General features: G+C 61.1%; 20 protein-coding genes. 12 read left to right on the forward strand and 8 right to left on the reverse strand.

Translation table 11 applies throughout. The features are described 5' to 3' along the window. Nucleotides 1–280 precede the first annotated feature (280 nt). The gene (locus EK369_RS17340; protein WP_206198109.1) at nucleotides 281–1339 is read left to right on the forward strand and encodes a DUF1254 domain-containing protein; all 1059 of its coding nucleotides are present in this window, start codon (nucleotides 281–283) and stop codon (nucleotides 1337–1339) included. A gap of 74 nt (nucleotides 1340–1413) precedes the next feature. Here the strand turns inward: EK369_RS17340 and gltX are convergent, their stop codons facing one another. Further along, nucleotides 1414–2739: a glutamate--tRNA ligase gene (gltX, locus tag EK369_RS17345; protein WP_127115539.1), complete on the reverse strand. Its 1326-nt coding sequence runs from the start codon at nucleotides 2737–2739 to the stop codon at nucleotides 1414–1416. 164 nt (nucleotides 2740–2903) lie between these two features. On the opposite strand from gltX, the gene EK369_RS17350 reads away from it, so the two are divergent. Continuing rightward, entirely contained in the window at nucleotides 2904–3836 is a 933-nt protein-coding gene (locus EK369_RS17350; RefSeq protein ID WP_127115540.1) for an MBL fold metallo-hydrolase, read from the forward strand. 69 nt (nucleotides 3837–3905) lie between these two features. On the opposite strand, the gene EK369_RS17355 is transcribed toward EK369_RS17350, so the two are convergent. Beyond that, a complete protein-coding gene (locus tag EK369_RS17355; RefSeq protein WP_127115541.1) occupies nucleotides 3906–4802 on the reverse strand; it encodes a LysR substrate-binding domain-containing protein in 897 nt (298 codons plus the stop codon). Nucleotides 4803–4909: 107 nt separating this feature from the next. Between EK369_RS17355 and EK369_RS17360 the strand changes: the two genes are divergently transcribed. Both EK369_RS17360 and EK369_RS17365 read left to right on the forward strand, forming a co-directional pair. Beyond that, nucleotides 4910–5791, forward strand: a complete 882-nt coding sequence (locus EK369_RS17360) for a phytanoyl-CoA dioxygenase family protein (RefSeq protein WP_127115542.1) — start codon at nucleotides 4910–4912, stop codon at nucleotides 5789–5791. Nucleotides 5792–5807: 16 nt separating this feature from the next. Continuing rightward, the gene (locus EK369_RS17365) at nucleotides 5808–6806 is read left to right on the forward strand and encodes a sterol desaturase family protein (RefSeq protein ID WP_127115543.1); all 999 of its coding nucleotides are present in this window, start codon (nucleotides 5808–5810) and stop codon (nucleotides 6804–6806) included. Between the two features lie 17 nt (nucleotides 6807–6823). Here the strand turns inward: EK369_RS17365 and EK369_RS17370 are convergent, their stop codons facing one another. Beyond that, nucleotides 6824–7345, reverse strand: a complete 522-nt coding sequence (locus EK369_RS17370) for a hypothetical protein (protein WP_164727034.1) — start codon at nucleotides 7343–7345, stop codon at nucleotides 6824–6826. Between the two features lie 159 nt (nucleotides 7346–7504). On the opposite strand from EK369_RS17370, the gene EK369_RS17375 reads away from it, so the two are divergent. From EK369_RS17375 to EK369_RS17385, 3 genes are all read left to right on the forward strand, one after another. Further along, nucleotides 7505–8305, forward strand: coding sequence for a LytTR family DNA-binding domain-containing protein (locus EK369_RS17375; RefSeq protein ID WP_127115545.1), 801 nt, complete (start codon nucleotides 7505–7507; stop codon nucleotides 8303–8305). Nucleotides 8306–8396: 91 nt separating this feature from the next. After that, complete coding sequence (locus EK369_RS17380) at nucleotides 8397–11444, forward strand: valine--tRNA ligase (protein WP_127115546.1); 3048 nt, start codon at nucleotides 8397–8399, stop codon at nucleotides 11442–11444. Beyond that, nucleotides 11441–12628: an MFS transporter gene (locus EK369_RS17385; RefSeq protein ID WP_127115547.1), complete on the forward strand. Its 1188-nt coding sequence runs from the start codon at nucleotides 11441–11443 to the stop codon at nucleotides 12626–12628. The genes EK369_RS17380 and EK369_RS17385 overlap by 4 nt, the downstream gene beginning before the upstream one ends. A 40-nt stretch (nucleotides 12629–12668) precedes the next feature. Here EK369_RS17385 and EK369_RS17390 read toward each other — a convergent pair whose 3' ends face one another. Both EK369_RS17390 and EK369_RS17395 read right to left on the reverse strand, forming a co-directional pair. Next, nucleotides 12669–13460: a crotonase/enoyl-CoA hydratase family protein gene (locus EK369_RS17390; RefSeq protein ID WP_127115548.1), complete on the reverse strand. Its 792-nt coding sequence runs from the start codon at nucleotides 13458–13460 to the stop codon at nucleotides 12669–12671. Nucleotides 13461–13528: 68 nt separating this feature from the next. After that, nucleotides 13529–13693 (reverse strand): Tat pathway signal protein, encoded by a 165-nt coding sequence (locus EK369_RS17395; protein WP_127115549.1) that lies wholly within the window; start codon nucleotides 13691–13693, stop codon nucleotides 13529–13531. A gap of 100 nt (nucleotides 13694–13793) precedes the next feature. Between EK369_RS17395 and EK369_RS17400 the strand changes: the two genes are divergently transcribed. Continuing rightward, nucleotides 13794–14897, forward strand: coding sequence for a pyridoxal phosphate-dependent aminotransferase (locus EK369_RS17400; protein WP_127115550.1), 1104 nt, complete (start codon nucleotides 13794–13796; stop codon nucleotides 14895–14897). A 73-nt stretch (nucleotides 14898–14970) separates the two neighbouring features. Then, nucleotides 14971–15168 carry a histidinol phosphate aminotransferase gene (locus EK369_RS17405; RefSeq protein ID WP_127115551.1) on the forward strand — a complete coding sequence of 66 codons (198 nt, stop codon included), beginning with the start codon at nucleotides 14971–14973 and terminating at the stop codon, nucleotides 15166–15168. Here the strand turns inward: EK369_RS17405 and EK369_RS17410 are convergent. Beyond that, a complete protein-coding gene (locus EK369_RS17410) occupies nucleotides 15165–15650 on the reverse strand; it encodes a RidA family protein (RefSeq protein ID WP_127115552.1) in 486 nt (161 codons plus the stop codon). The genes EK369_RS17405 and EK369_RS17410 overlap by 4 nt on opposite strands. A gap of 23 nt (nucleotides 15651–15673) precedes the next feature. Continuing rightward, nucleotides 15674–16867, reverse strand: a complete 1194-nt coding sequence (locus tag EK369_RS17415) for a pyridoxal-phosphate-dependent aminotransferase family protein (protein ID WP_127115553.1) — start codon at nucleotides 16865–16867, stop codon at nucleotides 15674–15676. Between the two features lie 201 nt (nucleotides 16868–17068). Here EK369_RS17415 and EK369_RS17420 point away from each other — a divergent pair, with 201 nt between their 5' ends. After that, entirely contained in the window at nucleotides 17069–18943 is a 1875-nt protein-coding gene (locus EK369_RS17420) for an ABC transporter ATP-binding protein (RefSeq protein WP_306461220.1), read from the forward strand. Between the two features lie 3 nt (nucleotides 18944–18946). Here EK369_RS17420 and EK369_RS17425 read toward each other — a convergent pair whose 3' ends face one another. Next, nucleotides 18947–19627, reverse strand: a complete 681-nt coding sequence (locus EK369_RS17425) for a TIGR04283 family arsenosugar biosynthesis glycosyltransferase (protein ID WP_127115555.1) — start codon at nucleotides 19625–19627, stop codon at nucleotides 18947–18949. 71 nt (nucleotides 19628–19698) lie between these two features. On the opposite strand from EK369_RS17425, the gene ygfZ reads away from it, so the two are divergent. Together ygfZ and EK369_RS17435 are read left to right on the forward strand one after the other, a co-directional pair. Further along, a complete protein-coding gene (gene ygfZ, locus EK369_RS17430; protein ID WP_127115556.1) occupies nucleotides 19699–20439 on the forward strand; it encodes a CAF17-like 4Fe-4S cluster assembly/insertion protein YgfZ in 741 nt (246 codons plus the stop codon). After that, nucleotides 20427–21242, forward strand: coding sequence for a fructosamine kinase family protein (locus tag EK369_RS17435; RefSeq protein WP_306461221.1), 816 nt, complete (start codon nucleotides 20427–20429; stop codon nucleotides 21240–21242). Before ygfZ ends, EK369_RS17435 begins: the two co-directional genes overlap by 13 nt. Nucleotides 21243–21280: the final 38 nt, after the last annotated feature.

Consider the following 21280-nt stretch of genomic DNA (forward strand, 5'->3'; position numbering starts at 1 on the left):
CCGCCGGGGAAGCGGGCCAGATGCACGTTCAGCAATTTGAAATAATTGATGGCTTCCCAAGAATTTCGGCAACCACGGGTGATATCTACGCCTGGAATGTAACACCCGAATGACGAGATTGACCCAATTGGCGGCGTATCGCTTGTACGAAAGTTCCGTAGCGTAACAACCGATCGTTGCGATCCAGATCAAAGTTCGCCCTAATGAGACCTGATACTATTTCACGGTTATATGGGCGCTTTGCCTGTGAATCACCCGGTATCATTTTAGGGAGAGAATTATGAAATTGGGACGTACGACAACATTGGGATTGGCCCTGGCTGCGACGGTCGGCACGGGCACAATGGCGGCTGAAAATGCGGGTAACAACCTGAGCATGTTCTTTGACCGCCACGAAGTTCCAATCACCGTGGACAATTTTGTGCGCGCCGCCACAGAGATCGAGTTTGCCAAGTACCTGTCTTTGTCGGGTGGTGTGAACAAGATGTTTCACGTGCACGAGCCGACCGCGATCGACCAGCAGCCAACCATTCGCATGAACCGCGACACGCTGTACAGCATGGCGGTGATTGACGTGAGCGAAGGCGCGGTGCTGACCATGCCCGAGACCGGCGACCGCTATATCTCGGCGCATATCATCAACCAGGACCACTATACCAACGCGGTCTTCCTGGGTGGTGGCGCCTATGAGATGGACATGGAGACCTTTGACACGCCCTATCTGGTCGCGATCATTCGGGTGCTGGTGGATGCCAGCGATCCCGAGGATATCGCCGCCGTCAAGGAGATCCAGAACCAGATCACGCTCGAGGCCAAGTCGAACAAGCCCTTCATCCTGCCGAACTATGATGAAGAGAGCTTTGAAGGGGTGCTTCAGGCCGCGCTGGGTCTGGGTCGGTTTACCCCGGACAGCAGCCATACCTTTGGCCCCAAGGACGAGGTGGAACCCATCCGCCACTTTCTGGGAACAGCCTTTGGCTGGGGCGGATTGCCCGAGGAAGACGCGTTTTACCTGACGGTGGAACCAAACCTGCCGATTGGTGAATACAAGATTGATGTGCCTGCCGACGTGCCGGTCGATGCCTTCTGGTCGGTCAGCGTTTACAACGCCGGTGGTTTCTTTGAGAAGAACGCAAAAGGCGTTTACAACATCAACTCGGTGTCCGGCGCACGCAATGACGATGGCAGCATGACCGTGCATCTGGGCGGCTGTGGCGATGGCCGCGTCAACTGTGTGCCGCTGCCCGAGGGCTGGAACTATGCCGTGCGGCTGTATCGCCCGCACCCCGAGGTGATCGACGGCAGCTGGACTTTCCCAGCGGCTGAACCGGTGAACTAACCCGGCATCCAGAATGCAAGAAGGCCCCGGTCCTCGCGGATCGGGGCATTTTGATTTTTGGTGCTTTGCGTGGCTCAGCCGCGCGCCTTGATGACCTGAAGCAGCGGCAGCACGGCGGACATGTCCGGCCCGTGGCTTTGGCCTGTCAGCGCCTTGCGCAGCGGCATGAACAGGCCACGGCCCTTGCGCCCTGTTGCCTCTTTCACGGCCTTGGTCCATGCGCCCCAGCTGTCACCGTCGAACGGGCCTTCGGGCAAGAGCGCCATGGCCTCGGTCACGAAATCCGCATCCTCATCGTCGATCACCGGATCGGCGCCGTTGGCAAAGAGATCCCACCATGTCGCAATATCCTTGCGGGTGGTGATGTTCTCGCGCACGACATTCCAGAAACCCTCGGCCTGATCGGCGGGCACGCCCGCAGCGGCAAGATCGTCTGCAACTTCCGCCAGCGACAAAGCGTGCAGAAAGCGCGCGGTCAGGGGATAGAGGTCCTGGGCGTCGAACTTGGTCGGGGCCGAGCCGAAATGACCGACCTCAAAGGTGTTCGCGACATCCTCCATCGTTGCTTGCAGTTCAACCGCATCAGAGGACCCCAGCCGCGCCATCAGGCTGACCAGCGCCATCGGTTCAACACCTGCTTCGCGCAGGTCACGCAGTGACAGCGTGCCCAGACGCTTGGACAGCGCCTCGCCTTGCGGACCGGTCAGCAATGAGTGGTGGGCGAATGTCGGCACGGCGCCGCCCAGCGCCCGGATGATCTGAATCTGGGTCGCGGTGTTGGTCACATGGTCCGAGCCGCGCACCACATGGGTCACGCCAAAGTCGATGTCATCACAGACTGACGCCGGGGTGTAGAGAAACTGCCCGCTGGCCTTGATCAGTACCGGGTCCGACACGCTGGCAGCATCAATCGACAGATCGCCAAGGATGCCATCGGTCCACTCAATCCGTTCCTGATCCAGCTTAAAGCGCCAGTGGCCGCTGCCACGCTCGGCGCGCAAGCGGTCCTTATCTGCGTCCGACAGCGCCAGCGCGGCGCGGTCATAGACCGGCGGCTTGCCCATGTTGAGCTGTTTCTTGCGCTTGAGGTCCAGTTCGGTCGGCGTCTCAAAGCACTCGTAAAGCCGCCCGTCGTCCCGCAGCTGCTGGGCGGCTTCCTCGTAACGCTCCAGCCGGTCGGACTGGCGTTCGAAACGATCCCAGGTGATGCCGAGCCATTCCAGGTCCTGCTGGATGGCGTCGACATATTCCTGTTTCGAACGCTCGGGATCGGTATCGTCGATACGCAGGATAAAAGTGCCGCCGGCCTTGCGCGCGATGAGATAGTTCATCAGCGCGGTGCGCAGGTTGCCAACATGGATATAGCCCGTGGGAGAGGGTGCAAAACGAGTCGTGGTCATCGGAGTCTCCTGTTGGCGCACCCCATTCCATGAATTCGAGGCTTTGTCCAGAAAAGCCCTGCCGAATGCGGGACAGCTGACGGGATCACAAACCGGTGACTTGTGCAGACAGCTTGTATTTTCGCGCTATCCTTCGAGATCAGATCAACAGCCGGAGCCGCATCATGCCCATTCACGCCCCCTACATCACACGCCGTTCTCTCCTGATCGGTGCTGCCTCGACACCACTCGCCATGGCCGCGTCTTCCCCTGCCAATGCCGCCGCCGAGATGATGGGCATTGGCGCCACCCGGTTCAACCGCATGAAACTGGGTGGGTTCGAGGTCACCACCCTGTTGGTCGGCACCCGCACGGTGGAAAACCCGCAAGCCATCTTTGGCAAGAACGTCGGCCCGGCAGAATTTGCCGAAGCCTCGCAAAAGGCCAATATTCCAACGGACAAGGCGCAGTTTTTCTTTACCCCCACGGTGGTCAACACCGGCAGCGAGCTGGTGCTGTTTGACACCGGCCTGAACCCCGAGGCCATGACCGGCGCGCTGCAGGCGGCAGGCTACAGCCCGGATCAGATCGACACCGTGGTCATCACCCACATGCACGGCGACCATATCGGCGGCGTTGCTAGTGAGGGCGGCGTGACCTTTGCGAACGCCCGCCACGTCACCGGTGCGGCCGAAATGAACTTCTGGTCCGGAACCGACGGCAATAAGGCGTTCGAGGCCAAGGTGCGCCCCAATATGGAGCGGATCGAGATGCTGGAGGACGGTGCCAGCGTCGCCTCGGGCATCACCGCCATGGCCGCCTTTGGCCATACCCCCGGCCACATGGGCTACATGCTGGAAAGCGACGGCAAGCAGCTGATGATCGCCGCCGACTTTGCCAATCACTACGTCTGGTCGCTGGCCCATCCCGACTGGGAGGTCAAATTCGACATGGACAAGGAAGCCGCCGCCATGACCCGCAAGAAAATGCTCGACATGATGGCCGCCGACCGCGTGCCCTTTATCGGCTACCACATGCCCTGGCCCGCCGTGGGCTATGTCGCCAAACATGGCGAGGGCTACCACTATGTGCCCGCGAGCTATCAATTGATGCTCTGAGCCTGCGCTTCATCTTGCCAGAAATACTCCGGGGTGAATTGGCCCATCGGGCCAAGAGGGGCAGCGCCCCTACCCCCCGGACCACCCTTCGCGCGCCACCCAATCAAGAAGCCATTCGCGAAACCGGCGCGCGGGGGGACGCAAGGACGCGCGCGAGTCATAGACGAGGTGATAGGCCTCGGACCCTGCCACGCTGATGCCCGGCAGACAGGGCACCAACCCGGCTCCGGCCATGGTGGCATCCGAGGCCGGCGCGCGCGCCAGGGCAATCCCCCGCCCCTCGCGCGCCATGGCCATCGACATGATGGTGCTGTCGGCATGGATCATGCGGCGTTTGCCCGGACGCACCCGGGTTTCTTCCAGAAATTGCACCCACCCGGACCGATGCGTCGACACTTCGATCAGCGGATGCTCCAGGAGGTCAGAGGCCTGCGTGATCTCTGCCGCAAGGGCGGGCGGGGCCACGGGATAAAGCCGTTCTTCCAACAGCTTGTCGCTTTCGGCGCCAAAGGAATGCGGGTTGCCAAAGATGATCTTGAGATCGCTGAACCCCTGATCAAAATCCTGCGCCGAATTGCCGGTCGACAGGAAAACCGACACACCGGGACAGAGCGCTTCGAACTCGGCCATGCCGCGGGTCAGGATGCCGTGGGCAAAGATCAGCACCGATTGCACATACAGCCCCTGCGCCCGGCTCTGGCCAAACAGCGCCTCGGTCGCGCCCTCGAGCGTCATCAGCGCCTGCTGCACCGGGGGCAGATAGGCGCGGCCTGCTTCGGTCAGCACCACCGCTTGGGCGCGGCGGTCAAACAGCGGCGCGCCCAGACGATCCTCGAGCGCCTTGACCTGCTGGCTGACGGCGGCGGCGGACATGTTGAGCTGTGCCGCGGCGCGGGCAAAGCTTTCGGTGCGGGCGGCGGCCTCGAAAACGCGAAGCCAGTTCAGCGAGGGGATGCGGGTACTCATGGCGCAAGGCTAAGCAAAACTTAGCCTGCCCTGCAAGAGTCATCATGCTGGCTCTGGCGGCAGTCAGGCTAACGTCGCATCGCAACGCGAACGGCAAGGACACTGTCATGATACCTTCGATTTCTCTTGAGTCGGGCCGCCCCACGACGGCCCAGGTGGACCAATACTGGCAGGACGGGTTCCTGTTCCCGATCCCCGTGGTCGCGCCAGACACGGCGGCAGGGTGGCGCGCCACCTATGAGCAGATGGAGCGCGACTGGCTGGCTGCGGACCTGCCGCTACCGCTCAACAGTTACAAGCGGCTCAATGCGCAATGCGTGATGCCCCTGGCAACCGAGATCGCCACGCACCCCGCGATCCTTGATGTGGTGGAGGCTGTGCTGGGGCCGGATGTGCTGCTTTATGCGGTCGAGTTTTTTGTCAAGGAACCCAACACTGCTGCCATGGTCGCCATGCATCAGGACCTGACGTATTGGGGCATGGGCGCGATTGACGGCTTGCTGACCGCATGGGTGCCCCTGTCACCCGCCACACCCGCATCGGGCTGTATGGATTTTGTCGCAGGCAGCCACAAGCACGCGATCCTGCCGCATGACGACAAGGATGACGCCAACAACCTGTTGTCACGCGGTCAGGAGGTCGCGGTCGAGATTGCACCTGGGGACAAGGTGGCGATCGAACTGCACCCCGGTCAGATGTCGCTGCACCATGGGCTGACGATCCACGGGTCCGGCCCGAACACCTCAGACGACCGGCGCATTGCGGCGGTGATCCGCTATCTGAGACCGGACGTGGCGCAAGAGCATGGACAGGGCGACTATGCGATCCCGGTGCGGGGTCAGGATACCTTGGGCAATTTCACCCACTACGCGCCCGCGACCGCGTGGTTCACCCCCGAAGACCTCGCGCGCCACGCAAAAATCCGCGATCACCAGAACAAGACCATGCTGGCGGGCGCCACGAAACAAGCCGTCTATGACCGCGCCTGAAACCGGGATCACGACAATGACCAACTCACCAAACCCACCGCGCCCCAAGCGGCAATTATGGAACTTCACCCCCTCCCTGCCCCTGCAGGTCGCCCCCTACTGGGACTGGCCGATGCGGCCGCTGGCCTCGGCGCTGTATCTGTTGAAAAGCTGGAACCCGCTGGCGCAGCGCTTCTTTATCCTGCTGATGGCCACGGTGGTCTGGATGTGGTTCACCCCTGACCTGGATGAGGCCAAAACGCTGGCCTTTGGCTGGATCTTTGACATCTGGCTGCGTGATCTGGTGATCCTGCTGGTCATCGCCGGGGGCCTGCATCTTGCCTTGTGGAAATACAGGGTGCAGGAGGATGACTATCGCTATGACATGCGCCCCATGATGACAGATGCACGGGCCTTTACCTTTAAAACCCAGGTTTGGGACAACATGTTCTGGACCCTTGGACCGGCGCTGTTGTTCATCACCTTCTGGGAAGCACTGATGTGGTACGCCTATGCCAACGGTTGGGCGCGGATGATCACCTTTGACAGCAATCCGTTGTGGTTCGTGGTGCTGATCCTGCTGATCCCGATCTGCGCGGGGTTTCATTTTTACTGGCTGCACCGGCTGATCCACGTGGGCAAGCTCTATGCTTGGGTCCACAGCTGGCATCACCGCAACATCAACACCGGGCCCTGGTCGGGGCTGGCGATGCATCCGGTCGAGAGCTTTTTCCTGTTGTTCGATACGATGATCTTTTTCCTGATCCCGGCCAATCCGTTGCATGTGCTGTTCCTGATCTTTCACCACCTGATTGGTGCGCCAACCAGTCACGCGGGGTTTGAAAACGTGAAGATTGGCAAGGCGAAACTGCCGATGGGGGATTTCTTTCACCAGCTGCACCACCGGTTTTTCGACTGCAACTATGGCACCTGGGAAACGCCCTGGGACCAATGGTTCAACACCTTTCATGACGGCACCGACGCAGGCAACGATCTGATCAAGGACCGCCGTCGCAAGATCTGGTCAAATGACTAGACCCGAACAGTCGACGCTTACGACTGGAGGGACGCGCTGGCGTCGGAGTTCGGAGCGGCGCGCCACGTGCATAGGGCGCGGCCACAAAAGGAGCCGGATGCCAGCCCGGCAATCGCGATGAAGGCCCGTGTGAATGTGGCAGAGGCATAGACCTCTGGCGCAATGGCCTGTGCGACGCCACTGGCGAAGTTCATCCAGAACACCACCATCAGAACAGTAAAGGTCAGCCATTCACCGGCCAAATGCACCGTTCCCCCCTGTTTTTGCAGGATTTTCGGGCGCTGATAGCGATACCCCAGCATGGCACCCAGAAGATAGACAAGGACGAAGAGGGGCCATTGGCCGGACGTGGATGGCAATCCGGCGACGGCATTCACCGACAGAAACCCCACGGCTGGCATGACGTAGATTGGCCATGTGGGAACCGTACGTGCCCGCGTTGCGCGCAGGCCGGCCCAGACCAGAAAGGCCAGAACCGGCCAGACCCAGATCGGGGCACCGTCTATGATGGAAAACACCATGTTTTGTCCTTTGCTCAAAGCGCTGCCATCGGCGAACGAGATTTGTGCGCGCCATTTTTGAACCTCTGGCACCCGACATCGCCATGATCTTGCCATGACCCAGGGCTTCTCCCTGGCGATCAGGGTGACTTGGCCCTTGCCTTTGCAGCCACGTCGGGACAGAACAAGAGCACTGACGTGAAACGCAGGCTGCATTTCGTGAACGACAAGCCGAAGCGATCGACGAAAGCTGAACCACCTGTCTGGCACTTGCCTGAACAGGCTGCCGCCTATGTGCTGGCCACCGGGATTTTCACGACGCTGGGACCGTTTGGCACCTTTGAAATGGTGTTCTGGCTGCGGGTGATTTACTGGGCGCTGGCAATTGGCGCCGGGTGGATCTTTGTTTCGTCCTCGATCATGGCAATGCGGCACAAGGGGTGGCTGGACCACGAGTCACCCGTCACACGGATCGCATTGGCGATTATCGTCGCCGCGCCGCCCACTGCCCTTGTCGTGATGGGGCTTGAATACCTGTTGCATCCTGAAGATGGGCCGTTTCTGAAACCGAGGATATTTCTGTACGTCGCCGTCGTGTGTCTGATCATTGGCGGCAGCGTTGTGGCCTATGTCCGGCCCCGGCTGGTCAAACCCGTCAAACTGCCCGATTACATGATCTTCATGCGCCGCCTGCCGCCACATCTGGGCACCGAGTTGATCTCGCTCTCGTCGCAGGATCACTATGTCGAAGTCACCACCGACAAGGGGCGCGAGTTGATCCACATGCGGCTGGGCGACGCGCTGGAGGAACTCAGCGATTATCCCGGCCAGCAGGTGCATCGCTCGCATTGGATCGCGGCGCGGGCCTTTCGGGGTGTAGCTCGTGAAAACAACCGTCTGGTCGTGCGCTTGAGCGATGGGCGCAGCCTGCCGGTCTCGCGGTCCTTTGCGCCCGCTGTCCGCGAGATGACCCCGACATTGGACGTGTCAGGGCAATAAACCCTGCAAAACCTACGCTGCCGCCTTCCCCTTTCTGCCCCCATTGGGTAGAGGGATCGTCAAACACGTTGATGAACGCAGGATCGAACGCATGGCGATGGAAAAAACCTTTGACGCAGCCGAGGCCGAGGGCCGTCTTTATGCCGCTTGGGAAAAGGCTGGCTGTTTTACTGCGGGCGCGAATGCGAAACCGGGTGCCAGCACCTATTGCATCATGATCCCTCCGCCGAACGTCACCGGCGTTCTGCACATGGGGCATGCGTTCAACAACACGCTGCAGGATATCCTGATGCGCTGGAAGCGGATGCAGGGGTTCGACACGCTGTGGCAGCCCGGTACCGACCACGCAGGCATCGCGACGCAGATGGTGGTGGAACGTAAGCTGGCCGAAACCCAGCAACCCTCGCGCCGCGAGCTGGGCCGCGAGAAGTTCCTTGAGAAGGTCTGGGAGTGGAAGGCTGAATCCGGCGGCACCATCGTCAATCAGCTGAAACGCCTCGGCGCCTCCTGTGACTGGTCGCGCGAAGCCTTTACCATGTCCGGCGCGCCCGGAGCGCCCGAAGACGTCGCAGGCGGCAATTTCCATGATGCCGTGCTCAAGGTCTTTGTCGACATGTACAACAAGGGCTTTATCTATCGCGGCAAGCGGCTGGTGAACTGGGACCCGCATTTTGAAACCGCGATTTCAGATCTCGAGGTTGAGAACATCGAAGTCGCAGGCCACATGTGGCACTTTAAGTACCCGCTTGCGGGCGGGGCGACATATACGTACGTCGAGAAAGACGAAGACGGCAACGTCACGCTGGAAGAAGAGCGGGATTACATCTCGATCGCCACGACACGGCCTGAGACCATGCTGGGCGACGGTGCGGTGGCTGTGCACCCCTCGGACGAGCGTTACGCGCCCATCGTTGGCAAGTTGTGCGAGATCCCGGTGGGTCCGAAAGAACATCGCCGCCTGATCCCGATCATCACGGATGAGTACCCGGACAAAGACTTTGGCTCGGGTGCCGTGAAGATCACCGGCGCGCATGACTTTAACGACTATCAGGTCGCCAAACGCGGTGGCATCCCGATGTACCGGCTGATGGACACCAAGGGCGCCATGCGCGCGGACGGCAAGTCCTATGCCGAGGACGCCACCACTGCCATGGCCGTGGCCAAGGGCGAGCGCACACTGACTGAGAACGAAGCCGATGCCGTGAACCTTGTCCCTGACGAATTGCGCGGGTTGGACCGGTTCGAGGCGCGGACCGCCGTCATCACACAGATCACCGAAGAAGGTCTGGCCGTGATGATCCCGAACCCAGCCGCCGGGGCCGAAGGTGAGCCGCTGACCATTCCTTTCGTCGAAAACAAACCCGTGATGCAGCCCTTTGGCGACCGCTCCAAGGTGGTGATCGAACCGATGCTCACCGACCAATGGTTTGTTGACGCCGACAAGATCGTCGGCCCGGCGCTGGATGCCGTGCGTGATGGCACCGTGAAAATCCTGCCCGAGAGCGGTGAGAAGGTTTACTACCACTGGCTGGAAAACATCGAACCCTGGTGCATCTCGCGCCAGCTCTGGTGGGGGCACCAGATCCCGGTTTGGTATGGAACCGATCGCCGGTTAGTTGAAACCGAGAGCGGCCTTGAAATGCGTCATGACCTTGATCAACCAATAGTCGTTTGCGCAGCAACTTTTGAAGAAGCACAATCCGAATTCCGGCGCGTCTACGAGGAAAGAGGCGTATTACAGCCTGAGATTATCGCCGAATGCAATGGTCCCGAAGAAGCAAAGAATAGCATTGCACGCTCCGAGTTCGTCTGGCGCGACCCCGACGTGCTCGACACTTGGTTTTCGTCCGGTCTCTGGCCCATCGGCACGCTGGGCTGGCCGGACAACACGCCGGAACTGCAGAAATACTTCCCGACCTCGGACCTCGTGACCGGGCAGGACATTCTGTTCTTCTGGGTGGCCCGCATGATGATGATGCAGCTGGCTGTGGTGGATCAGATCCCCTTTGACACCGTCTACCTGCACGGCCTCGTGCGCGACGCCAAGGGCAAGAAGATGTCGAAATCCACCGGCAACGTCATGGACCCGCTGGATATCATCGACGAATACGGCGCCGATGCGCTGCGCTTTTCCTCGGCGGCGATGGCCGCGCTAGGTGGCGTGCTGAAACTCGATATGGAGCGCATCAAGGGCTACCGCAATTTCGGCACCAAGATCTGGAACGCGGTGCGCTTTGCCGAGATGAACGGCGTTTACGACACCGACGTAATACCGACGCAATACCGACGTGATACCGACGTGGATCAAACCGTGAACAAATGGATCATCGGCGAGACCGCGAAAGTGCGTGAAGAGGTGGATGCCGCGCTAGAAGCCTACCGGTTCAACGACGCTGCAAACGCGCTTTATGCCTTTGTCTGGGGCAAGGTTTGCGACTGGTATGTCGAGTTTTCCAAACCTCTGCTGAACAGCGATGACGAGGCCATTCTGGCCGAAACCCGCAGCACCATGGGTTGGGTTCTGGACCAGTGTCTGATCATGCTGCACCCCATCATGCCCTTCATCACCGAAGAGCTTTGGGGCGTGACTTACAAGCGTGACGGCATGTTGGTTCATCAGGACTGGCCGACCTATCAGGCTTCTGATTTTGTTGATGAAAATGCCGACCGCGAGATGAATTGGGTGATCTCTGTTATCGAGAACGTCCGCTCGGCCCGCGCCCAGATGCACGTGCCCGCGGGCCTCAAAGTGCCGATGCTGGTCACTGAACTCGACGAGGTAGGCAAAGGCGCATGGGCGCGTAACGAAGCGCTCATCAAAAAGCTCGCGCGCATCGACAGCCTGACGGACGTTGACGCCTTCCCCAAAGGCTGCGCCACCGTCGCGGTCGACGGCGGAACCTTTGGTTTACCTCTTGCTGACATTATCGACGTCGACGAAGAGAAAGCCCGCCTTGAAAAGGCCCTCGGCAAACTCGCCAAAGAACTCGGCGGTCTGCGCGGTCGCCTGAACAATCCGAAATTCGTGGCCTCGGCCCCGGAAGAGGTGGTTGAAGAGGCACGCGGCAATCTGGCAGCCCGCGAAGAGGAAGAGGCCAAGCTGACAGCGGCGCTCGCGCGGTTGGCAGAACTCGGGTGAGCAAACACGGGCTCAGCCGTACCGACACGCTGATCTTCATGGGCGGGATCACCGCCCTGACCGCGGTGTCGGTGGACATCATTCTGCCCACGACAGGTGTGGTGGCGCGGTACTTCGGGGTTGATGCGCGCTACGGCGCGATGTTGGTGGGTATCTACTTTATCGCCTATGCCATCGGGCAGTTGTTCTGGGGGCTCTTTTCGGACGCCTTTGGGCGGCGCTTTGCGCTGATCCTGTCCCTAAGCGGGTTCACCATTGCCAGCCTCGCCTGTGCTATAGCGCCGACGTTCCAGATCCTGATTGCGGCGCGCTTCCTGCAAGGTCTGATGGGGGGCGCCCCGATCATTGCCCGCGCCATGGTGCGTGACGTGGCCGAGGGCACCGAGGCCGCCCGCATGATGACCCTCTTGGGCGCGATCCTGACCATCGCCACCATGTTTGCCCCGGTGCTGGGCTCGGGGTTGCTGGTGCTGTTTTCATGGCGCGCCATCTTCGTGGCCCTGACCCTGCTGGGGCTGATCTTTATCGCCTATACGCTTTGGGGTCTGCCCGAGACAGGCGGACGTCGGCGCCCGGAACGCTTTACCTTTGGCTTTCTTGCGACGTCGGGCAGGTACCTTTTCACCAACAGCCGTTTCCTGATCCCCATGATCGCGGGCAGCCTGACGTTTGGCGGGTATGCCGGGTTGATGGCAGTTGCTGCCCTAACGGCCGAGGCCCGATATGGCGTGTCCCCTCAGGCCTTTGGCGCGCTCTTTGCGCTTGTGGCGCTGGTGAATACCGGTGGCGCGCTGACAGCCGGGCAGCTTTTGAAACGCATCACTCTGCGCCAAGTCGGGACGCTGGCAATGGGTTTGCTGGGCCTTGCCGCAGGGACCAACCTCATGTTGGTGGTGCTGTCGCCGTCGTTGCAGATCTTCTGGGGTAGTATTTGTCTTTATGTTCTGGGATTCGGGATCATCCTGCCCACATCCTATGCCTCGGCCATGGAACCCGCCGGAGAGATGCCGGGCTTTGCCGCCTCGGTCATGGGCGCCAGCACCATGGTCACGGGATCATTGGCGGCGATGGTCAGCTCATCTCTGTATGACGGCACCCATATGGCCGCGAACCTGACCATGGGCCTGTTCGGCGCAGGCGCCGTGCTGGTCGTGGTGATTGGTCGGGCGTTGCAAAGACGCTGATCCCGTAGGTCGGACAAATTTGTCCGACCTACCCCCGGCGTTACGAGAACTTCGCGGGGCGTTTTTGAAGGTTGGCGGCAATGACTTCCATCTGGTGTGGTTTGCCAATCAGGTCTGCCTGAACGCGGCTTTCTTCCAACAGCACCGCCCCGACGTCTGCCAAATTCGTCTCAGCGTAACCTATCAGCGCCTTGGCCGCGCGGATGGCCGAGGGGCTTTTGCCTGCGATCTGTTCCGCCAGCACAAGGGCTGCGGCCTCTGGATCGTCGGCCAGTTCCGTCACCAGACCCCAGGCCTCGGCCTGCGCGGCGTCAATCATGTCGTTGGTGTAGATCAGCTTGCGCAACACGTCCGACCGCACCAGGCGTGGCAGGATCACCATGCCGCCCATGTCCGGCACAAGGCCCCATTTCATTTCAAGCACCGAGAGCCGTGTACCCGGCGCGGCGATGCGAATGTCGGCCCCCAGAGCGATCTGCAAACCGCCGCCAATGGCCACCCCTTTGAGCGCGGCAATCACCGGCACGGGGATCTTCTGCCAGACCATGCAGACCTGTTGAAACTTGTTGCTGTCCCCATTGGTGCGCGGCATCAGCGCCTTGGACGGGTCCTGTGCAGCCAGGGCGCCAAAGCTCATGATATCGAGCCCGGCGCAAAAGCTTTCGCCCTCGCCCGCCAGCACCACGGCCCGGATGTCGTCATTGTCGACAAGGCTTTCGCCCGCGTCGATGATCGCATCGAACATTGCCGGGTCCAGCGCATTCATCTTGTCGCCGCGGGTCAGGGTGACACGGGCAATGTGGTTTTCAATCTCGACGGATACGCGGGACATGGGGCAGGCTCCTCTGGCTCAGATCGCCTGTAGTCTCGCCAATGGGCGCGTGCCCGTAAACCCTGACGTCAGGGCACAAGCCGTTCCACCGCGCGCATCATGCCGAGCGATTTGTCATAGACCAGCGTCAGCACGCGGCGCCCGGCAACGCGACCACCGAGGGTCGGAACCGAGCGCACAAGCCCGGTGGCAAGGGATGCGGCGATAAAACCGCGGCGTGAGAGGTTGGGCATGGGCTTACCCTCCTTGTTTCTTGCGAATGATTCTCAAGTAATCATGAAACACCGCAATTCAACCCTTGCCCAAGGGCGCGCCATCGGCCAATTTCGCGTCATGACCGGACCACGCTATACCGCCCTCGCCCAGACCCTGCCCGCCACCGTGCCCTTTGTCGGCCCCGAAGCGCAGGAGCGCGCCATGGGTCGCCCCTTTGCCGCGCGGCTGGGGGCAAACGAGAACATCTTTGGCCCTTCTCCGCAGGCCATTTCCGCCATGCAGGACGCGACCGGTGGCATCTGGATGTATGGCGACCCCGAGAGCCTCGACCTGCGACATGCGCTCAGCGCCTTTCACGGCATCGCGCCGCAGAACATCGTGGTGGGCGAAGGTATCGACGGGCTGCTGGGATACCTGGCGCGGCTGCTGGTCGAACAGGGAGATGCGGTGGTCACCTCGGAAGGGGCCTATCCAACCTTCAACTACCACGTCGCGGGTTATGGCGGCGTGCTGCACAAGGTGCCTTACACAGGCGACCACGAGGATCTGGGCGCACTGGTGGCAAAGGCCGCCGAGGTGGACGCCAAGATGGTTTATTTCGCCAACCCCGACAACCCGATGGGCACATGGGTTACAGGCGCAGATGTGATCGCGGCACTGGACAGGCTGCCCGACGGCACATTGTTGGTGCTGGACGAAGCCTATGTCGAGTTCGCGCCGGAGGGCACGGCGGTCGAAGTCGATATCGAAGACCCCCGCCTGATCCGGATGCGGACCTTTTCCAAGGCCTACGGCATGGCCGGGGCACGCGTGGGCTATGCGCTTGGCGCCACCAACCTGATCCGCAATTTCGAAAAAATCCGCAATCACTTTGGCATGAATCGCGCGGCGCAGGCCGGAGCCTTGGCCGCTTTGGCGGATCAGGCGTGGCTGGCCGAAACCTGCCGCAAGGTCGCAGAGGCGCGTGCCACCATTGGCCAGATTGCCCGCGAGAACGGGTTGACCACCCTGCCCTCGGCCACCAACTTTGTTGCGATCGACTGTGGCCGCGACGGGCTGTTTGCCAAGTCGGTACTGGACGGGTTGGTCGCCCGAGGGGTCTTTGTGCGTATGCCTTTTGTGGCACCGCAAAACCGCTGCATCCGCGTCAGCTGTGGTCCGGCGGAAGATCTGAACAAACTGGCCAAGGCCCTGCCCGAGGTTCTGGCAGAACTCGGCTGACGCCAGACGTTCACGAAGCTTTCAGTGGCTGTTTACCCGGTCTGCGGTATCCTTTGTTGAGAAAGGAACGCCCATGGCCCGTCAAATCCGCCCGGTTGAGAATTACACCAATATGGTGCTCGTGATGGGGCTGGTGAATCTGTTGTGGGTGCTGATCGTGATCTGGGCGGTCTGGGGATTGGCGGCCGCGCTGTTGACGGCCCTGATCGTGAACCACGCCATCACCCTGTTGGATCGCCGGTTTCAGGCGCACGACCACGGCGGGGATTAACTGCGAAGCAGCACTTCGCCCTCGATCTCCATCGCGAACCCCATAGGCAGGGCAGACACGCCAATGGCCGAGCGCGCGTGGCGTCCGACATCGGGTCCGAAGACGTCAACGATCAGATCGCTGAAACCGTTCACCACAAGATGCTGCTCTTTATAGTCGGGGGCCGACGTCACCATGCCAAAGACCCGCGTCCAGCCGGCGATGCGCGACAGGTCGCCAATCTCGGCTTTGAGATTTGCCAGCACACACAGGCCGATCTGGCGGGCCTCATCATAGGCCGCATCTGTGGTGTAGTCGGCACCTACCACGCCAAAGGGTCCGGCAATCTTGCCGTCAGCGTCGTGTTTGGGGTGGCCCGAAAACAGGGCGCGGTCACCCCGGACATTGATCAGCGAAAAAGGCAGGTGCAAACCAGGTGGGATCACCGTGGGAGAGGGCAGGGTCAGGCCAAGCTCGGTCAGACGGGCTTCGGGCGTTGTCATGGTACGTGTCCTTTTGAATTTTGCTACCCTGCGATCACGGCGGCGGCAGCGTCAAGTGCGCCCGGCCCAAAAGGAATGCCGCTGGCCTGCATTCCCGCCTGAACCGTGGTCAGCATGCCAAGGATCATCTGCGCATTGACGTGGCCCATGTGACCAAATCGGAAAAACCCATCGGCCCTTGGGTCATCATCCGTTGCCATGCCAAGCCCGATACCCAGCGTCAGCCCGGCCTGATCCTGTGTCCAACGGCGCAGGTTGGTGCCATGCGGCGCGCCGATACTGAGCGCGGTGACCGCGTGGCTGCGATGCGCCGGATCCGCCATGTTGAGGCGGATCGGACCGCCCTGCCCCCAGGTCTCGACAGCCGCCCAAATGGCGCGGGCCAGCTTTGCGTGGCGGGCCCAGACGTGGTCCAGCCCTTCGTCCAAGATCATGTCGAGCGCAACACGCAGGCCATAAAGGTGATGGGTTGGCGCGGTGCCACAGAAGTGCTGGTAATAAAGGTCAGGATCGGTGCGCGACTGCCAGTCCCAATACCGGCTGACCCGCTCCATTCTGGCCCGTACCGCCTGTGCACGGTCGTTGAAAAAGACAAACGCAAGCCCGGGTGGCACCATCAGCCCCTTTTGCGAGGCGGACACCATGACATCGACACCCCAGGCATCCATCTCAAAGCGGTCACACCCCAGCGAGGCAATGCAATCCACCATCAGAAGAGCCGGGTGGCCAGCTGCGTCCAACGCGGCCCGCACCCCGGCAATATCCGATTTGGCCGAGGTCGATGTGTCCACGTGCACGGCCAGAACGGCTTTGATCTTGTGCTCGGTATCCGCGCGCAGGGCCGCTTCGATCCGCGCGGGGTCCATCGGGCTTTGCCGCCCAAAGTCGAGGGTCTGCACGTCGGCCCCCAGGCCCGAAGCGATTTCCCCCCATCCGATACCAAAAAGACCCGTTGCGGGCACCAGAACCGTGTCGCCCGGCCCGACCACATTGGCGAGAGCAGCCTCCCACCCCGCATGGCCATTGCCGATATAGATTGTGGCCACATGGCTGGTTCCCGCGACCCGTTTCAGATCGGGGAACAGACCCGCTGTCATCTCGATCAGCTCACCTTCGTAGATATTCGGCGCACCGCGGTGCATGGCACGCAGAACCGCGTCGGGCATCACCGACGGACCGGGAATGGCAAGATAAGAGCGGCCTTGGGAAAGGGACATGAAACACCTCGTTCAGAACAGGCAAACACTAGCTGCAATTGGCGGAGCGTCAATTGCCTGCGTGACGTCACAAGAGCACTGCGGTGATATGGACATCTCTGCCCGATCAGGCATAAAGTGCCCGCTACCGGCGGCGACCTGCCTGCCCTTTCAGATCACAACATCCGGCCCTCCGGACCCAGAGGCAAGGTGCCCGTGACAGTGAGCAAGACATCTGCAAAACCCGAGCGGGAAAATCGCTATTTGTTCCTGTGGCTTTGGCGCAATTTTCTGAGCAAGTACAAATGGTATCTGTTTCTCTCGATCATCTTTATGGCGATCGAAGGCTCGATGCTGGGCGCGATCAGCTACATGATGCAGCCGATGTTCGACAACGTCTTTGCCGCTGCGAATCCTGTCGCTTTGTGGGGAGTCGGACTGACCATTCTGGCGATTTTTATCACGCGGGGCGTGACCGGTCTGATCCAGAAGGTGACTTTGACCTATATCCAGCAAAACTCGGCCGCTGATTTGCGCATGCGCATGCTGGACCGGTTGATGGAGCAGGACAGCGCCTATCACCAGACCCACCCGCCCGGATACCTGATCCAGCGGGTGCAGACCGATGTGCAGTCGATCAACGGCATGTGGACGGCGATGATCACCGGGGCGGGGCGAGATACCTTTGCACTGATTGCGTTGTTGGCCGTGGCGATCAACGTGGATTGGAAATGGACGCTGATTGCGTTTGCGGGCATTCCCGTGTTGGTCTTGCCTTCGCTGGTGGCCCAACGCTTTGTACGCCGCCGCGCCCGCGAGGCGCGCGACATCGGCGCGGGCGTATCCACCCAACTGGACGAAGTGTTTCACGGCATCATTCCGGTAAAACTGAACCGTCTTGAGGATTATCAGGCCAGCCGTTTCCGGGACCTGGCACGCCGCCTGGTGCGCACCGAAGTGCGTGTGCGGATTGGCGCCGCGTCGCTGACCGGGCTGGTCGACATCATGGCAGGCCTTGGGTTCCTCGCCGTGCTTGTCTTTGGCGGTGGCGAGATCATCTCGGGCGAGAAGACCGTTGGCGAATTCATGAGCTTCTTCACGGCGCTGTCAATCGCCTTTGAACCGCTGCGCCGCCTGGGCAACCTAAGTGGTGTCTGGCAGGTCGCGGCCTCGGCCATCGAACGCTTGCAGGAAATTGTCGAGGCAGAGCCGACGCTGGTTTCGCCACCGAACCCCAAGGCCGCCCCCACCGGCGTGCCCGAAGTGAGGTTGCAGGACGTGCAATTGGCCTATGGCGAGGCAAAAGTGCTAAGGGGGGCAAGCTTTACCGCCGAGGCAGGCAAGACCACCGCAATTGTGGGCGCTTCGGGTGCAGGCAAATCCACCGTTTTCAACATTCTGACACGGCTGGTCGACCCTCAGAGCGGCAAGGCCAAGGTGCAGGATGTGCCTGTGGATGCGCTGGACCTCGGCGAATTGCGGGACTTGTTCTCGGTTGTCTCACAGGAAGCGTTGCTGTTTGACGAAACCCTGCGTGAGAACATTCTGTTGGGTCGGACCGACGTCTCCAAAGCGCGCCTGAAAGAGGTCCTTGATGCGGCACATGTTTCGGATTTCCTGAAGAAATTGCCAGACGGCCTCGACACCCCGGTGGGTCCGCGCGGCACCAATTTGTCTGGTGGCCAGCGCCAGCGGGTGGTGATCGCCCGCGCGCTGTTGCGGGACAAGCCGATCCTGTTGCTGGACGAAGCCACCAGCGCGTTGGATGCGCAATCTGAAACCGTAGTGCAGAAAGCACTGGAGCGGCTGTCCAAGGGGCGCACGACACTGGTCATCGCGCACCGGCTGAGCACGGTACGTGATGCGGACAAGATCGTGGTGATGGACAAAGGGCGAGTCGTTGACGAAGGCCGCCACGAAGACCTGCTGAAGCGGGGCGGGATTTACGCTGACCTGCACCAGTTGCAGTTCACGACCGATGGCGAAACCGCCGAGTCGCGCGCATTGCAAGCCAATGTGGTCAAACGGACCGGCAAGAAAGAAAAACCCAAGCGCACGGTTATGGGGCGGCTTTTGAAGCTGTTGCCACGTCTATAACGCTCAGCTCTTGCGATAGACCTGCGCCAACTTGTCCGGCGAGGCCCCCAGAAAATACCGCAGCTGCAGGCTAAGGTTCCGCGTCCCGCGCCGGAGCCAGCCCTGCTGGCGGTATTTTTCTGCGCTGGTCGTGAGCACCGACCCAAGCGCCACAGGCTTGCGGTCCAACATGCGCACAAGGGCGACATCCTCCATCAGGGGAATATCGCTGTAACCGCCTGCTGCGTCATAAACCGTCCTGGGAAGCAGCAGCCCCTGATCGCCAAAGGGCATTCCAAAGAGGGCCGCCCGCAGATTGGCCCAGCCCGCCACGATGTGGGCCATAAGGCCGGGCGCATCGAAACGCAGCCGAAAATACCCGGCCCGTCGTGTCGCCAGATGCGCCGTGACAGCGTCGGTCCAGCCGGGCGTCAGCGATGTGTCTGCATGCAGCACCAACAACCAGTCGCCCCGTGCTTTGGCACAGCCGGCACGCAACTGGCCGCCACGCGACGGGGGCGCAGTCAAAACCTCGGCCCCGGCCTCGGTCGCGAGCGGTACAGTGCCATCATCAGAGCCGCCATCCACCACGATCACCTCGCGGATCAGGCTGGCCTGCACCCCTTCGAACAGCGTTGCGAGGCACCCCGCGAGGGCGTCTTCTGCGTTCAGCGTCGGGATCACCACAGAGATCGGAGCACGCATTTCTCACCTTGGACCTGTTGCAGTCATGGTTTCTCTCTATATGAGAGAGAGAGACAGGAACAGGACCCGAGATGACCGAGACACGCGCGCTTTTTGAAATATCCGGCACGGATGCCGACCATTTTCTGCAAGGGCTGGCGACCAATGATGTCGCCCGGTTGGCAGATGGTTTGGTCTATTCGGCCATCCTGACCCCTCAGGGCAAGTACCTCGCGGATTTTTTCCTTGCCCGCCGGGGAGATGGGATCATTCTGGATGTGGCCGAAGAGATCGCACAATCCCTGGCGATGCGGCTGAACATGTACAAGCTGCGCGCGGACGTGAAGATTACCCCGCTGGCCCTGCATGTGCATCGCGGTACGGGAGAAGTACCCGAAGATGGCTTTGCCGATCCGCGCGATCCTTCGCTGGGATGGCGGGCCTATCGGGACACTCCGCAAGAGGATGCGGGTATCGATTGGGACGCCTTGCGCGTGGCGGCCTGCGTGCCGGAAACCGGGATTGAGTTGACCTCGGACAGCTACATCCTTGAGGCTGGGTTCGAACGGTTGCATGGCGTTGATTTCCGCAAAGGCTGCTACGTGGGTCAGGAAGTCACTGCGCGGATGAAGCACAAGACCGAGCTGCGCAAAGGCTTGGCTAAGGTCAAGGTCGAGGGCGCGGCCCCCGTCGGCACCGAGATCACCCGCGATGGTCGCGTGGTGGGCACGCTGTTCACGCAATCGGGCGGTGCAGGCATCGCCTATTTGCGCTTTGACCGGACGGGTGTGGACATGGTTGCGGGCGATGCCAAGGTCTCTTGGGCGCCCTGAGTAGCGCACTGGACAGGGCCACTCGGGCCTGTCTTGGCGCGTCGATCGCGCAGCAAAGACGCCTGCATGGCGGTGATCTCTCGGATGTCTACCATCTGACGCTGCGGGATGGGCGGCAGGTGGTGGCAAAGCATGGCCCGCTCGTCACAATCGAAGCTCAAATGCTCGGGGCAATTCGCACCGCCGGGGCCCCTGCCCCCGAGGTCCTGGGCGTCAGGACACAGGTCATGCTGATAGAGGCCCTGCCCGAAACCCCGGCCACGGCCCAGAGCTGGGAGGCATTGGGGGATGGGCTGCGCCAGTTACACGAGACGGTGGGACCACACTATGGCTGGGACACCGACTATGCCTTTGGTCCTGTGACCATTCCCAATGCGCCAAAGGTAGATTGGTGCGACTTCTGGTTGGAAAACCGGCTGCTTGCGAACCCTGCGGCCCTGCCGAATGACATTGTGCGCCGCCTGGAGACCCTTGGGCGGCGTCTACCAGATCTGATGCCCGTGACCCCTCCGGCAGCCTTGCTGCATGGTGACATCTGGACCGGAAACGCGCTGTTCACGGGCAAGCGCGCCTATCTGATCGATCCGGCCTGCTACCATGGCCACAGCGAAGTCGACCTCGCCATGCTTTGCCTCTTTGGCATGCCGCCCGAGGCCTTTTGGTCGGGCTATGGCGTCACCGATCCGGGGCTTGACGCGCGCCGCCCCCTCTATCAGCTCTGGCCCGCACTCGTGCACCTGCGCCTCTTTGGGGACAGCTACCGGGCAATGGTGGATACCCGCCTTGCAGCCCTTGGAGTATGAGTTCTTCTTACTGGATTCAGAGACCCAAACGAAAAAGG

The organism is Shimia sediminis (assembly GCF_003990645.1).
GTDB classification, from domain to species: Bacteria; Pseudomonadota; Alphaproteobacteria; order Rhodobacterales; family Rhodobacteraceae; genus Shimia; species Shimia sediminis.